Source organism: Brevibacterium sp. CCUG 69071 (assembly GCF_021023135.1).
Taxonomy (GTDB): Bacteria; Actinomycetota; Actinomycetes; order Actinomycetales; family Brevibacteriaceae; genus Brevibacterium.
Genome location: NZ_PGFV01000002.1, coordinates 459,639 through 473,348, shown reverse-complemented (window position 1 = coordinate 473,348; position 13,710 = coordinate 459,639). Strand labels below are relative to the sequence as shown.

At 67.2% G+C, this 13,710-nt stretch carries 11 protein-coding genes; 4 read left to right on the top strand and 7 right to left on the bottom strand.

Going from position 1 to position 13,710, the window contains the following annotated elements; translation table 11 throughout:
- Positions 1–64: 64 nt before the first annotated feature.
- Positions 65–1,423, bottom strand: coding sequence for an ABC transporter substrate-binding protein (locus CV023_RS07375; RefSeq protein ID WP_230744827.1), 1,359 nt, complete (start codon positions 1,421–1,423; stop codon positions 65–67).
- Positions 1,424–1,543: 120 nt separating this feature from the next.
- Between CV023_RS07375 and CV023_RS07370 the strand changes: the two genes are divergently transcribed.
- From CV023_RS07370 to CV023_RS07355, 4 genes are read left to right on the top strand one after another with little or no spacing between them, the layout of a single operon-like run.
- Positions 1,544–2,602: a sugar-binding transcriptional regulator gene (locus tag CV023_RS07370; RefSeq protein WP_230744826.1), complete on the top strand. Its 1,059-nt coding sequence runs from the start codon at positions 1,544–1,546 to the stop codon at positions 2,600–2,602.
- On the top strand, positions 2,599–4,224 hold the full coding sequence (locus tag CV023_RS07365) for a xylulokinase (protein ID WP_230744825.1): 1,626 nt from the start codon (positions 2,599–2,601) through the stop codon (positions 4,222–4,224). Before CV023_RS07370 ends, CV023_RS07365 begins: the two co-directional genes overlap by 4 nt.
- An 8-nt stretch (positions 4,225–4,232) precedes the next feature.
- Positions 4,233–5,330, top strand: coding sequence for an ABC transporter ATP-binding protein (locus CV023_RS07360; protein WP_230744824.1), 1,098 nt, complete (start codon positions 4,233–4,235; stop codon positions 5,328–5,330).
- 44 nt (positions 5,331–5,374) lie between these two features.
- On the top strand, positions 5,375–6,502 hold the full coding sequence (locus tag CV023_RS07355; protein WP_230744823.1) for a glutamate--cysteine ligase: 1,128 nt from the start codon (positions 5,375–5,377) through the stop codon (positions 6,500–6,502).
- A 94-nt stretch (positions 6,503–6,596) separates the two neighbouring features.
- Here CV023_RS07355 and CV023_RS07350 read toward each other — a convergent pair whose 3' ends face one another.
- From CV023_RS07350 to CV023_RS07325, 6 genes are all read right to left on the bottom strand, one after another.
- Positions 6,597–7,151, bottom strand: a complete 555-nt coding sequence (locus CV023_RS07350) for an NUDIX domain-containing protein (RefSeq protein WP_230744822.1) — start codon at positions 7,149–7,151, stop codon at positions 6,597–6,599.
- On the bottom strand, positions 7,138–8,217 hold the full coding sequence (gene tsaD / locus CV023_RS07345) for a tRNA (adenosine(37)-N6)-threonylcarbamoyltransferase complex transferase subunit TsaD (RefSeq protein WP_230744821.1): 1,080 nt from the start codon (positions 8,215–8,217) through the stop codon (positions 7,138–7,140). Before tsaD ends, CV023_RS07350 begins: the two co-directional genes overlap by 14 nt.
- Positions 8,214–8,795 carry a hypothetical protein gene (locus CV023_RS07340; protein ID WP_230744820.1) on the bottom strand — a complete coding sequence of 194 codons (582 nt, stop codon included), beginning with the start codon at positions 8,793–8,795 and terminating at the stop codon, positions 8,214–8,216. Before CV023_RS07340 ends, tsaD begins: the two co-directional genes overlap by 4 nt.
- On the bottom strand, positions 8,792–9,742 hold the full coding sequence (locus tag CV023_RS07335; RefSeq protein WP_230744819.1) for an aldo/keto reductase: 951 nt from the start codon (positions 9,740–9,742) through the stop codon (positions 8,792–8,794). Before CV023_RS07335 ends, CV023_RS07340 begins: the two co-directional genes overlap by 4 nt.
- 97 nt (positions 9,743–9,839) lie before the next feature.
- Positions 9,840–12,149, bottom strand: a complete 2,310-nt coding sequence (locus tag CV023_RS07330; RefSeq protein ID WP_230744818.1) for an HtaA domain-containing protein — start codon at positions 12,147–12,149, stop codon at positions 9,840–9,842.
- A gap of 47 nt (positions 12,150–12,196) precedes the next feature.
- On the bottom strand, positions 12,197–13,708 hold the full coding sequence (locus tag CV023_RS07325) for a hypothetical protein (protein WP_230744817.1): 1,512 nt from the start codon (positions 13,706–13,708) through the stop codon (positions 12,197–12,199).
- Positions 13,709–13,710: the final 2 nt, after the last annotated feature.

The window sequence follows — 13,710 nt, the reverse complement described above, 5'->3', positions numbered from 1 at the left end:
TCCGGACGCGAGGGGTCCGGGACCCGGGCGGAGGCGACTCGCGCCTCCGCCCGGACCGGCGGGATCACTTCTGGTACTTGTCCGCGACCTTCTCCGCTTCCTTCTGGCCCTTCTCCAGGGCCGCATCGGACGTGGTGCGACCGGCGATGGCCGAGCTGACATCCTCGGAGATCCCCGTCGCCAGATCCGCGAATTCGGGAATCGTCACGAACTGCACGCCGAGCGTCGGCCGCGGCTGCACGCCCGGACTCTTCGGATCGGCCGAATTGATGGCGTCCTCGGTCTGCTGATAGAACGGCTCGGCGGCCTTCTGGTACTCGGGGTTCTCGTAGGTCGAGGTGCGCTTGCCGGCGGGCACATGCTGCCAGCCGAGCTCCTCGGCGACGGTCTCCTCATAGTCCTTCGAGGACGCCCAGGCCACGAACTGCTTGGCCGCGTCCTGGTTCTTCCCGGCATCCTGGATGCCCCAGGCCCAGGTGTAGAGCCAGGAGCTCGAGTCGGTGTCCTTGACGGGGGCGGCGACATAGCCGATCTTGTCCTTGACCGGGGAGTCATCGGCTTCGAGCGTGCCGGTGGCGGCCGTCGAGTCGTACCACATCGAGACCTTGCCCTGCTGCAGGTTGGTCAGGCATTCGGTGTAGCCGGCCTGCGGGGCGCCGGACTCGCCGTGCTCCTTGATGAGGTCGACGTAGAAGTTCGTCGCCTCCTTGAACTCGGGCGAATCGACCTGCGCATTCCAGTCCTCGTCGAACCAGGTGCCGCCGAAGGTGTTGACCACGGTCGTCAGCGGGGCGAACATCTCGCCCCAGCCCGGCAGTCCGCGCAGGCAGATGCCCTTCGTGCCCTTCTCGACGCCGTCGACCTTCGCCGCGAGATCGGCGACCTCGTCCCAGGTCGGCTTGTCCGGCATGGTCACGCCGGCCTTCTCGAAGATGTCCTTGCGGTACATGAGGAACGAGCCCTCCCCGTAGAAGGGTTCGCCGTAGATCTGGTCCTCGAAGGTCAGCGATTCGGCCATCGGGGCGAGGATGTCGTCCTGCTCGAAGCCCTCGGCATCGGCAACGCCCTCGTCGAGCGGGGTCAGCCAGCCGTTCTTCGCATAGGTGGGGATCTCGTAGTTCGACATCGAGGCGACATCGTAGTTGCCGGCCTGGGCGGAGAACTCCTGTCCGATCTTCGCGCGGACTTCGTTCTCCGGCAAGACCGTGTAGTTGACCTTGATGCCGGTGTCTTCGGTGAAGTGGTCGGCGGTGAGCTTCTGCAGGTCCTGCATCTGCGGGTTGTTGACCATGAGGACGTTGACCTCCTCATTGCTCCCGCCGCTCGAGCTGCCTCCCGCGCCGCCGCAGCCGGCGAGTGTGAGTGCTCCGACCACGCCGATGGCCACCGCCGCGGCGCCTCGCCCGGTGATTGAGTGCTTCATCGTGTTTGCCTTCCCTCTTCATTGCGGGATCGCGAATTCGCTTCCGAGTAACATATGAGCATATGCGCTCACATGTGCAATACTGTGTCATGGTTTAATCAGATGTGCAACAGATCACAGATGAGCGATAACGAGGTCGCCGTCGATCCCGAAGGGAGGGCCATGGACACAGTCCCCACCGCCAGACACCGCCGGTTCCTGGCTCAGCTGGCCCGAGACCACTACGTCCTGGGCAGGTCGAAGGTCGACATCGGCAAAACCCATGGGCTCAGCCGGTTCCAGGTCGCCCGACTTCTCCAAGAGGCCGTGGACAGCGGGGTCGTGACCATCTCGATCGAGACCGAGTCCGCCGCCGATGACGGTCTGGCCGAGCAGTTCGCCGCCGCCCTCGGGCTCGACTCCGCGGTGATCGTCGACATCGCCGAAGGTGAGGACCCGTCCCAGCGGATGGGGCGGGCGGCCCTGGCCTATGTCGATCGGCAGGCGCGGACCGGCATGCGCATCGGCCTCGCGTGGTCGCGGACCCTCGATGCCGCCGCGGAATTCGCTCCCGCTCTCCCCCGGTGCACGATCGTCCAGGTCGCCGGGGCGCTGCAGCTCGGCACGGCCCGCCCGGGAGGTGGAATCTTCGCCAGGCTCGGCCAGGACCCGGCCGTGACCATGGTCCGCCTGCCCGCTCCCCTGCTCGTCACCGAGGCGGACACCGCCGCGGATCTGCGTGCCCTGCCCGAGATCTCGAGTGCCCTCGCCGCCGCCGACGACCTCGACCTCGCCGTGGTCTCGGTGGCGCCGTGGGCCGCGGAGCAGTCCTCGGTGTGGGAGAAGTGCAGTCCTGCGCAGCGTCGTGCGGGTGTGGCCGATGGTGCCGCCGCCGAGGTGTCCGGACGTCTCTTCGACTCCGCCGGCACCGATGTCGACACGATCGACGATCGGGTCATCGCCATCACCCTCGACCAGCTGCGCGCGGCCGCGAAGACCGTCGGGGTCGCCCGGGGCATCGAGCGCGCCGACGCCGTCCGGGCCGCCTGCGCCGCCGGTATCCTCGACGTCGCCATCGTCGACGAGGAGCTGGCAAGGGCCGTGCTCGCCGAGGTGGGGGCAGAGTCCGAAGAAGACACGGCCCGACTGGCGGAACGACGCGTCGACGGATCCCGCGACCACGCCGAGGAACAGCGATGAGTGCCCCTCGCACCCTGGTCGCCGGAGTCGACTCCTCGACGCAGAGCTGCAAGCTCGTCATCGCCGACCCCGAGACGGGGAAGATCCTGCGCAGCGGCACCGCCGCGCATCCGCCGGGTACAGAGGTCGATCCCGAGGAGTGGTGGGCGGCGCTGCAGGCGGCGATCGAGGCAGCCGGCGGGCTCGACGATGTCGCGGCGCTGAGTATCAGCGGCCAGCAGCACGGCCTCATCGCCCTCGATGCCCAAGGCCGGGTGATCCGGGATGCGCTGCTGTGGAACGATCTGCGCAGCGGAGCCGCCGCCCGCGAGCTCATCGCCGAGCTCGGCGTCGACGCCTTCGTCGACCGCGTCGGGATCGTGCCCGTCGCCTCCTTCACCGGGGCGAAGCTGCGCTGGCTGCGTGATCACGAACCCGAGAACGCCGCCCGGGTGGCCGCGGTCGCGCTGCCCCATGACTGGCTGACCTGGCGACTGCTCGGCTATGGCCCCGGCGACCGTGGCCGGCTGGATCCTGACCTCGACGCACTCGTCACCGACGCCTCCGATGCCAGCGGCACCGCCTATTTCTCCGCGGTGACCGGCCGCTACGACCTCCCGCTCTTCCACGCGATCCTCGGACGACCCGCCCGCGAGGCCGTCCCCACCTCGGCGACACCTGGCACCGACCCCACCCCCACCTCGGCGGGCGAGGCCCCGATCATTCTTCCCCGCGTGCTCGGACCGCACGAGAGCGCCGGCACCACCCCTGAGGGCATCCTGCTCGGACCCGGGGCCGGGGACAATGCGGCCGCGGCACTCGGACTCGGCGCGACCGCCGGCGATGTCGTCGTCTCGATCGGCACCTCGGGCACCGTGTTCAGCCCCACCGGACTCGAGATCAGCGATCCCACCGGGACGGTCGCCGGATTCGCCTCCGCCGACGGCGGACGCCTGCCGCTGGTCGCCACCCTCAACGCCGCCCGGGTCCTCGACTCGGCCACCGAGATGCTGCGCGCCAGCCACGAAGAGGTCGCGGCCCTGGCCCTGTCCTCGACCTCGGGGGCGGGCGGGCTGACCCTCGTGCCCTACTTCGAGGGCGAGCGCACCCCGAATCTCCCCGACGCCACGGCCCGGCTGGAGGGGATGACCCTGGCGAACTCCCGGGCAGGCAATGTCGCCCGCGCCTTCGTCGAAGGCATGCTCTGCGGACTCGCCGACGGACTCGACGCCGTGCTGGCCCAGGGAGTGGACGCCGAACGCCTGCTGCTCATCGGCGGAGCCGCCCGCAACCCGGCCGTCCGCGAGGTCGCCAGGGACGTCTTCACCGTCCCCATCGACGTCCCCGAACAAGCCGAATACGTGGCCATCGGTGCCGCCCGGCAGGCCGCATGGACGCTGACGGGAACCCCGCCGAGGTGGCCGGTCGAACTCGTCGCAACCCTCCACCCGCGCCCGTCCGGGGTCAGGGATCAGTACCACTCATACGCCCGCGCCGGTTCCCGGGTCGGCACACCAACCTCACCGAGCAACCCGAACATGCCGAGTACTCCGACCAGACCGAACAGTCCCACCACACCGAGCAGTCCCACCGAGAATGATCACCGCGGATCCTCGGGTGCACAGCCACCCGTGAAAGGTTGAGATTCACCATGGCAACAGTCAGCTTCGATAAGGCAATGCGCCAGTACCCAGAGGCGCTCACTCCCTCCGTCGACGAGATCAGCCTGGATATCGCCGATGGCGAATTCCTCGTCCTCGTCGGCCCCTCCGGGTGTGGGAAGTCCACCACCCTGCGGATGCTCGCGGGCCTCGAGCCCGTCGACGGCGGGCACATCAGGATCGGTGAGGACGACGTCACGGGTCTGTCTCCGCGGGAGAGGGACATCGCGATGGTGTTCCAGAACTACGCTCTCTACCCGCACATGACCGTCGGGGAGAACATGGCGTTTGCGCTGAAGATCGCCGGCGTGTCCAAGTCCGACCGGGAGGAGCGGGTGCGGGAGGCCGCGCGTCTGCTCGACCTCGAACCCTACCTCGACCGGAAGCCGAAAGCCCTCTCCGGCGGTCAGCGGCAGCGCGTGGCCATGGGGCGGGCGATCGTACGGTCCCCGCAGGTGTTCCTCATGGACGAGCCGCTGTCGAACCTCGATGCCAAGCTGCGGGTCCAGACCCGTGCGCAGATCGCCTCCCTGACCCGCCGCCTCGGCGTCACCACCGTCTACGTCACCCACGATCAGGTCGAGGCGATGACCATGGGCGACCGGGTCGCCGTGCTCGCCGACGGTCGACTGCAGCAGGTCGACACCCCGCGGGCGCTCTACGATCACCCGGCCAATCTCTTCGTCGCCGGGTTCATGGGTTCCCCGGCGATGAACCTCATCGAACTGCCCGTGACTGACGGGGCGATCCGCCTCGGCGAGACTTCGATCCGCCTCACGGACACTCAACGATCCGAGCTGACCGGTGAGAGCGTCACCCTCGGGGTGCGCCCCGAGGACTTCCGCATCGAGGACTCCGGCGGGCTCGAGGTGCGGGTGGATCTCGTCGAGGAGCTCGGCGCCGATGCCTATGTGCACGGGACGGCGAGCGAACCGGGCATCGATTCGGCCATCGTCTCCCGGGTCGGCGGCCGCACGCAGGTCTCACGGAACGACACGGTGCGGGTGGTGCCGGAGATCTCCCGCATCCACCTCTTCGACTCGCAGTCCGGGGCTCGGCTCAGCGACGCGGTCGACGCGGCAGCGTGACGTCGCAGTCGGGCAAATGGACTGCGCACCATTAAGATCGACCCATGGTCGATTTCGCACGTTCACCCCGCTCCACCCTCGGCGTCGAGTGGGAACTGGCTCTCCTGGATGGTGAGAGCCTTGATCTGACCCCTGCCGCTGAGACGCTGCTGGCCGATGTCGCCGAACACGCGCCGGCGTTCGAGAAGCAGATCGTCGGCGAGATGCTGACGAACACCATCGAACTCGTCACCGGAGTCCACACCCAGGTCGCCGGAATCGCCGAGGACTTGGCCGTTTCCATGGGCGCCCTGCGCACCCTCACCGAGGCCCGCGGGGTCGAGCTCATGTCCGCCGGCACCCACCCCTTCGCGCAGTGGCAGTCGCAGGAGGTCAGGGCCAAAGACCGTTACCTCGAGCTCGTCGATCGCACCCAGTGGTGGGGTCGGAACATGCTCATCTTCGGTGTCCACGTCCATGTCGGCATCGACTCACGCGACAAAGTGCTGCCGATCATCGGCGCCCTCCTCGCCTACGTCCCCCACCTGCAGGCGCTCTCCGCGTCCTCCCCGTTCTGGGGCGGCACGGACACCGGCTACGCCTCGAACCGGGCGATGATGTTCCAGCAGCTGCCGACCGCCGGACTGCCGTTCCAGTTCGAGGAGTGGGCCGACTACGAGAAGTACGTCGACGACATGCTCACCACCGGCATCATCGACCACATCAACGAGATCCGCTGGGACATCCGCCCCGCACCGCACTGGGGCACCGTCGAGGTCAGGGTCTGCGACGGACTGCCGACCCTCGAGGAGATCGTGGCGATCACGGCGCTCATCCAGTGCCTCGTCGACGATCTCTCGGAGCGCCTCGACGCCGGGGAGACCCTGCCGCGGATGCCCGACTGGTTCCACGACGAGAACAAATGGCGCGCCGCCCGCTACGGCATGGACGCGATCATCATCGAGAACGCCGCGGCCGATGAGCGCCTCGTCACCGAATGCCTCGCCGACGAGGTCGAACGGCTGACCCCAGTGGCCGAACGCCTCGGCTGCCTCGAGGAGTTGGGCTCGATCACGACGATCGTCGAGCGCGGGGTGGCCTATCAGCGCCTGCAGAAGGTGTTCGCCTCGACCGGTTCCCTCACCGAGGTGACCCGTTCCCTGATCAGGGAGCTGCGGACCTCGTACACCTAGAGCCCGTTCGTCGAGACACAGGCTGCACGTCCAGTCACGGCGGTGCACACGCGTGTTTGGACACGCAGCCCGTTCGTCGGCGGACCGACTCACCTCACAGGTGCGGGCGCAGCATCTCCAGCAGCCGCGGCAGCGCCGAGGCGACCCCCGAGTGCAGCTCGTAGTCGTCGAGGCTCTCGATCGGCACCCAGGAGAGCTGGATGCTCTCCGGATCGTTGATGACCGGGTCGAAGTGCCGCAGGGTGCGGGCGATGACCGTGGTGTAGGACCAGTCGCCGAGGTCGAGGACATGGGTCTCGAGGATCTCGATCCCCTCCCCGTCCGGATCCGGGACCCCGGCTTCCTCCCAGGACTCGCGGATCGCCGCATCGATCGCGGATTCGCCGAGGTCGCGGGCGCCGCCGGGGAAGCCCCAGGTGCCGCCTTCGACCGACCACAGGGCGCGGTGCTGCATGAGGATTCCCTGCTCGGGGTCGAGGAGCATGAGGCCGGCGGCGCCGTTGAGTCCCCAGTGCTTCCGCCCGTCGGAGCCCCACGTCCATCCGTCACCCGATCGCCGAGGCGGTCGCCCCGCAGGCAGTCGCGTCGAGTTCGCCGCCTGTGCGTTCTGCTCCGCGGCCTCGCGGTCCGGGCTCTCAGACGAGGACATGGTCCACATCCAGAGAGGAGACGGCAGCGAAGGAGAGGTCGCTGGGTCCGATGCCGCGGGAGACGAGTTCGGCGCCGAGCGCGGCGACCATCGCGCCATTGTCGGTGCATAGCTTGAGCGGCGGCACGCGCAGACGCACGCCCGCCTCGGCGCATCTGTCCGCGAGCACCTCACGCAGGTGTGTGTTCGCCGCGACTCCCCCGCCGAGCACGATGTGGTCGATGCCGGTGTCTGCCGCGGCCAGCAGCGTCTTGGTCACGAGCACGTCGACGACGGCGTCTTCGAATCCGGCGGCGATGTCGGCCACCCGCAGGTCCGCACCCAGCGTCTCGGCCTTCGTGACTTCCCGCAGAGCCGCGGTCTTGAGCCCGGAGAAGGAGAAGTTGTACCGGCGGTCGGGGTCCCTGAGGTCCTGCTTCTTCGCGAGCCCGCGGGGGAACCGCACCAGGGAGCGATCCCCGGGGGTCCCGGTGCCGTCGAGCAGTCCGAGGGCGGCCTTCGAGATGTTCGGTCCGCCCGGATAGTTCAGCCCGAGCAGTCGGGCGGTCTTGTCGAAGGCCTCGCCGGCGGCGTCATCGATGGTGGCGCCGAGGAGTTCGATGTCGTCGACGACATCGCCGATGCGCAGGATCTCCGTGTGCCCGCCGGAGACCAGGAGTGCGATCGTCGGCGTGGTCAGTCCGTCGATGTCCTCGGCGACGAGGTCGACGGCCACGTGCGCGGCGAGGTGGTTGACTCCGTAGAGCGGCAGGTTCAGCGCCGCGCCGAGTCCCTTGGCCGCACCGACTCCGACCATCAGGGCGCCGCTGAGTCCGGGGCCCGCGGTGACCGCGATCGCGTCAAGGTCGCCGAGTTCGATGCCGGCTTCATCACACGCCGAGGCGATTGCGGGGCCGATCGCCTGCACATGGGCCCTGGAGGCGACCTCGGGGACGACCCCGCCGAAGCGGACGTGTTCGTCCATCGAGGAGGAGACCGTGTTCGTCAGCAGCGTCCGCCCACGGACGATCCCGACTCCGGTCTCGTCACATGAAGATTCGATGCCGAGAACGAGCGGTTCGCTCATTCGGCGTCCCTGCCGTCCTCGAGTTCGAGGTCGGCGTATCGTTCGAGCAGCTCGGGTTCGCTCGCCTCGGTCACCTCGAGGCCGAAGCTGCGGGCGAAGAGGCGCAGATGGGTGTCCCACATCGGACCGAAGTCGGCGGCCTTGAGCCGGGCGCTCTCGACATCGGGAGCCGACTGGGTGAAGACGAGGAGGGTCGCGGCACCGTCGGTGAGTTCGAGGGGCAGAAGCTGGAAGCCGAGCACGCCGAAATCGTCGAGTTCGACGAGCACGTGGTCCTCGACCTCGCTGCTGAGGATGACGCCTTCCAGCTGCGCCTCCCCCAGGTCGAAGGTGATGCGTGGGTTCGCGTCACCCGCGGAATCCGTGTCTTCGGTGGGATCCGTGTCGCTCTCCGTTTCGGAGTCCTCGTCCGGTTCGCCGTCGGGGCTCTCGACACGGAAGGGGGCGAACCAGGTGCCGGCCTCTTCCCTGTCGGTCAGCTTCGCCCAGACCGCTGCGGGTTCGACGTCGAGCGGCAGCTCGATGACGAGGTCGGTGCCGTTCTCCCAGGTGACCAGGCGCGGGCTTGTGGTGGTCATGATTCCTCCGCCCAGGCGCTGCCGAGCGCCGAGATCTCGTCGTGGCTGAGTTCCAGTTCGGTTCCGACCAGCAGTTCGGTGAGCTGTTCGGGCACCCTCGCAGAGGCGATCGTCGAGGGGATGAAATCGTGGCTGAGCTGCCAGGCGATGGCGGTTGCAGTCAGGCTCGCATTGTGGGCAGCGGCCACATCGTCGAGGATCTCCAGGGTGCGCAGCGCCTCCTGGTTCTCGAGGAAATCGGCCACCCGTTCGCCGCGCACGCTGCCCGTGGCGTCGCCTCCGGTGTGCTTGCCGGTGAGGAAGCCGGAGGCCAGGGAGTGGAAGGGCAGTTCGGCGATGCCTTCGCTGCGCAGATACGCCTGCTTCTGCTCATCGACGGCTCCACGGGAGACGAGGTTGTAGCGGTCCTGGACGACCCGATAGCAGGCGAGCGAATACTTCGCGCTGACCCGCCTAGCCGACTGCAGGCGTTCGAGGCTGAAGTTCGATGCTCCGAGGTAGCTGACCTTGCCGGATCGCACGAGGGCGTCGAAGGTCTCCGCGACGGCGACCTGGTCGACGTCCTCATCATCGAGGTGCGCGTAGTAGAGGTCGATGCGGTCGGTGCCCAGACGGCGCAGCGAGGAGTCGATGCAGTCGCGGATATTGGCCGGGTCGAGTCCCTTGTGCTTCGGATGCATGCCGACCTTGGTGGCGATGACCATCTCGTCGCGGTTGCCGCGGGCCTTCATCCATTCGCCGATGATGGTCTCCGATTCTCCGCCCGAGTTGCCTTCGACCCAGACGGAATAGGCATCGGCGGTGTCGATGAAGTTTCCGCCCGCTTCGGCATAGGCGTCGAGGACTGCGAAGCTCTGTTCCCGATCCGCTCCCCAGCCGAAGGGATTGCCACCCAGCTGAAGAGGATGGACCATAAGATCGGTGTCTGCCAATTGCACTCGTGTCATGTCTCCAGCCTACCCTTTGGTCTGCACGTCGATGGGCTCGGATCACGGTGCGAACAACCGTGATCCGAGCCCATCTCCGCCGTTGCTGAGAGTCCGCTCAGCTCAAGTCGGTGGGGTCGAGTCCGATGCTGCGGCGGATTCCCGAACGGATTCCGAACCCGGCGACGACGGCCACTGCGAGACCGGTGCCCATGGCGATCCAGGCGCGCACGGGAACCTCGGATGCCGCGCGTGCTTCTTCGGCTTCCTGGGCGAAGACAGTCTCGTCATCGACTTCCGAATCCTTCTTCGCATCGGCCTTGTCAGCAGATCTCCCGGACCCGCCGCTGGAGCCGCCGGCTCCGGTTCCACTTCCCTGGCCGGCTCCGGACTGGCCTCCACCGGAACCGCCGGCACCTTGCCCAGGCGTTCCGCTGCCGGCCGCCGCCTCGTAGTCTCCGGCTCCCGGTTCGTAGTCTCCGAGCGAGATGGTCATCGGTTCGGCCGGCTTGTAGGGGTCACGCACCCCACCCGAGGTGAACCAGTACGAGTACTGGCCGGTCTTGTGCTGGAAGTCGACGAAGCTCTGCGGGAACGCACCCCAGATGTCGGCGTTCTCACCGTTCTTCTCCGCCTGCGCCGAGGCGTTCTCATCGGCACCGCCGACCGAACTGCCCGACGATCCTTCCTTGCCCTTGTTGTCGTACTTCAAGCCGAGGTAGTCGGGCGTGGCCGTGATGTGCCCGTCATCGAGGAGGGCGTCGATGTCGATGTTCTTGAAGTTCGCCATCGTGATCGATTCGGGTTCGAGCGTGATCCACTTCGAGGAGTCGAACATGTCGGCTCCGTAGCCGCTGAGATCGGCGACGAGAGTGCTCTTGCCATTCGAGTCGACCTCGAGCTTGGGGTCGGTGGCCGACCAGTAGGTCATGCCGCCGTAGAAGGCGACGGTGAAGCTGCCCTTCCACTGCACGGTGACCCCGGAGTCGGTCTCACTGACTTCGCCGTCCTTGATGGCCACCCGGGACTGCGTCCACGAACCCTTGCGGGAGGTCGAGACTGTTTCGCCCGTCGCGTCGAGGCACCTGGAGTCCCAGGAGGCTTCCCTGAATGTGGATCCTGTCGGCTTCTGGATCGTCACGTTGCCGGAATTCGACTTGTAGAATCCGCCGCCCCCGGAAGGCCAGACGCGTGCGCTGCCCGAGTCCTTCGACTTGCCGGCCGATAGGAAGTTGCAGCCCCCGTAGAAGGCACCGCCGTTGGCTTCCTGGTTGAGCGACCAGTACAGAGTCGCAGTTCCATCGCCGCCGGCATTCTTCTTGTCGTCGTCCTTGCCGTCGTCATCTCCCGGATCATCGGGTTCCTTCGGGGCGGGTCCGGGCGGCTCCGGGTGGTCGCCGTCGTCGGGCTTGTCGACTGGTTCGTCGTACGTGACAGTGAGCTCATTGGCCGTCTTCCGGGGCTGGATCGAGGTCTTCGCACCGGCCGTGGTGTACCAATAGGAGTCCTGACCGGTCCTGACGTTGAAGTCGATCCAGTCCTGAGGCATGGCGCCCCACCAGGATTCGTTCTCTGCGGTCTTCTTGTCCTGAGGATTGCGGCCAGCTGTGTCGGTTGCGACACCGAGATAGTCGGGGAGGAATGTGAAGCCCTTCTCGGTGACGTCGACCGATCCCTTCTGGATCTCGACAATGTTGCCGGCGACGGGTTTGAGCGCCTCCCATTTGCTCATATCGTCCATGTCCGTGCCGTAGCCGGAATAGGTGCCGGTGATGACGCCCTTGCCGTCCTTGACCTCTAGCTTCGGATTGGTGATGGTCCAGTAGGTCATTCCGCCGTAGTAGGCGAAGGTCCACGAACCCTCCCACTGGATCGTTACGGAATTCGTCTCTGGATCGACCTTTCCTGCACCGTTGTCGATCCGAACGTGGTCACCGGTGTGGTTGTTCGCCGCCTCGGCGTTGGTCTTGTTGTTCACCGAATTGCCGTCCGCTGTGGCGCAGCGAGTGGCGAAAGTCGAGTACTGGTCATTCTCCTTAACGATCGAGACATTTCCCTCGGTGAAGTTTCCCGACTCGTCTGTCTTGAACTGCTTTCCCGCGTCGTCCTTCGTCCAGATCCGGGCCATTCCCGAGTCACCGGCCTCGCCGGCGGCAAGGAAGTTGCACCCGCCGAAGTAGGATCCGCCGGTCGACTCGTCGTTGACCGACCATTCGAAGACGGCATCGTCGATGTCGCGGGGACCGTCGGCATCTTCACCCGGATCGTCGGCGGGGTCGGTCGTCGTGGTGTTCTGCGGCGTCGAATACGGCGCGGTCATCGCCTGCACGGGGGCAGTGAGGCCGAAGCCGAGCAGCCCGAGCGCCGCCACCCCGGCGGCCGAGCGCACGAGCGACCTCCGCGCAAGGGAGGAGAGTGCAGTGTTCATCGTCGATCGTGATCCGTTCTCGTCCCGCGGGACGGTCCGTGGCCGTGTCATGGTTTCGTCGTCGGGAAGCTCGTCGTCAGTGGTTCATCCGAGGGCGCAGCGGCATCAGAGCGCTCGGCACTGTCCGCGGGTACGTGGGTGAGCACGCGAGTGTCCTTCCGCTCCTCGGGATCCGGGTCGCCGCCTGACCCGCCGCCTTGGGCCGATCCGCCGTTGTCCGCGGCCGACCCGCCGGTGAAGAAGCTCGGTGCCGGCGGATAGTCCTCGTCGCGTCGACCGGCATCCGCGTTGCGCTGGTCGGCATCCGCATTGCGCTGGGCGGAGCTCGAACCCTGCCCCGGCGCCCTGTTCTCGTCCTCGAAGAAGGCGATGACCTGGGGCGACAGTTTGCCGTTGCCGGCATCCGCGCCCTGGTGGCTGGTCTGTGCCACGGCCTTCTCGGAGCTGCGTTCGAGCTTGGCCAGCTGCAACTGCTTCCGGCGCTGCATCTTGATCCGGCGCTTCTGCAGCTTGTGCTTGGTTCTGATCCGCTTCTTCTCCCGCCGGTCACGTTCCTTCTCCATCGCGGCCGGACTGACGCCGAGCAGCAGACTCTTCGCCGCGAGATAACCGCCGATGCCGAAGCCCAGCCCGATTGCGATGATCGACCCGAGCACGAGGACTCCGGCGAGGACGGCGAAGAAGATCAGCCACGAATCCCTGATCGGCGGTTCGCTGGCCACCGGCGCAACGGCCGGAGCGGCACCGGTGTTCTCGGTCTGCGCACCGCCCGATCCGCCGCTCGAGGCCGCAGGCGCCGCCTCGGTGTCGGTGTCGTTCTCGGTCGCAGCCTCGTCCTTCTTCTCGTCATCCCCCGCGGACTTCTCCTCCTTCTCGGCGTCTCCGCCCGAGGCGGCACCTGAGTTCGAGAAGTCGACGGGGGTGAAGGATTCGTTGTTGGCGTTGACCACGCCGTGGGCGCCGATCGTGATGATCCCGCACTGCACCTCGGCGCAGTCGACCTCGGTCTCGTTCTGGGCACGGTCGTAGGTCGTGAACTTCTCACCGGGGACTTTGATCGTTCCGCTCCAGGTGCCGTTCGACGCGATCTCGCCGCCGTTGGCCGCATATGCCGTCGACGATCCAGGGAAGGTGACGAAGAGCTGATATCCCGCCGGCTTGGTCTCGTCGTCGTAGACGTAGCGGTAGTTCGTGCCGGTCGCCCCGCCCTTGCTCGGACGCCAACCGCCGGAGGTGTCGTCGACCCAGCCGAAGAGGACGTAGATCCCGCCGAATCCGCCCTCGACGGACTGGAATCCCGAGCCCGAGAGGTCGAGGGATGACTCCCCGTCGGCCTTGGCGGTGCCGGACACGGACACCTTGGGGGCCGCCTCGGCGGGGGCCGGGTTGAGCATCGTCGTGGTCAGCCCGAGGACCGCGGCGAGCAGTCCGGTGATCGTGATGAGCGCGAGGATCCGCTTCACCGGCGCCGAGGTGGTCGTCGGGCTGGGTGCGGTACTGCGTTTGGGTGCGCTGCTGCGTGTGATTGCGGTGCTGCGTCTGAGCACTGTGTTGAGCATGG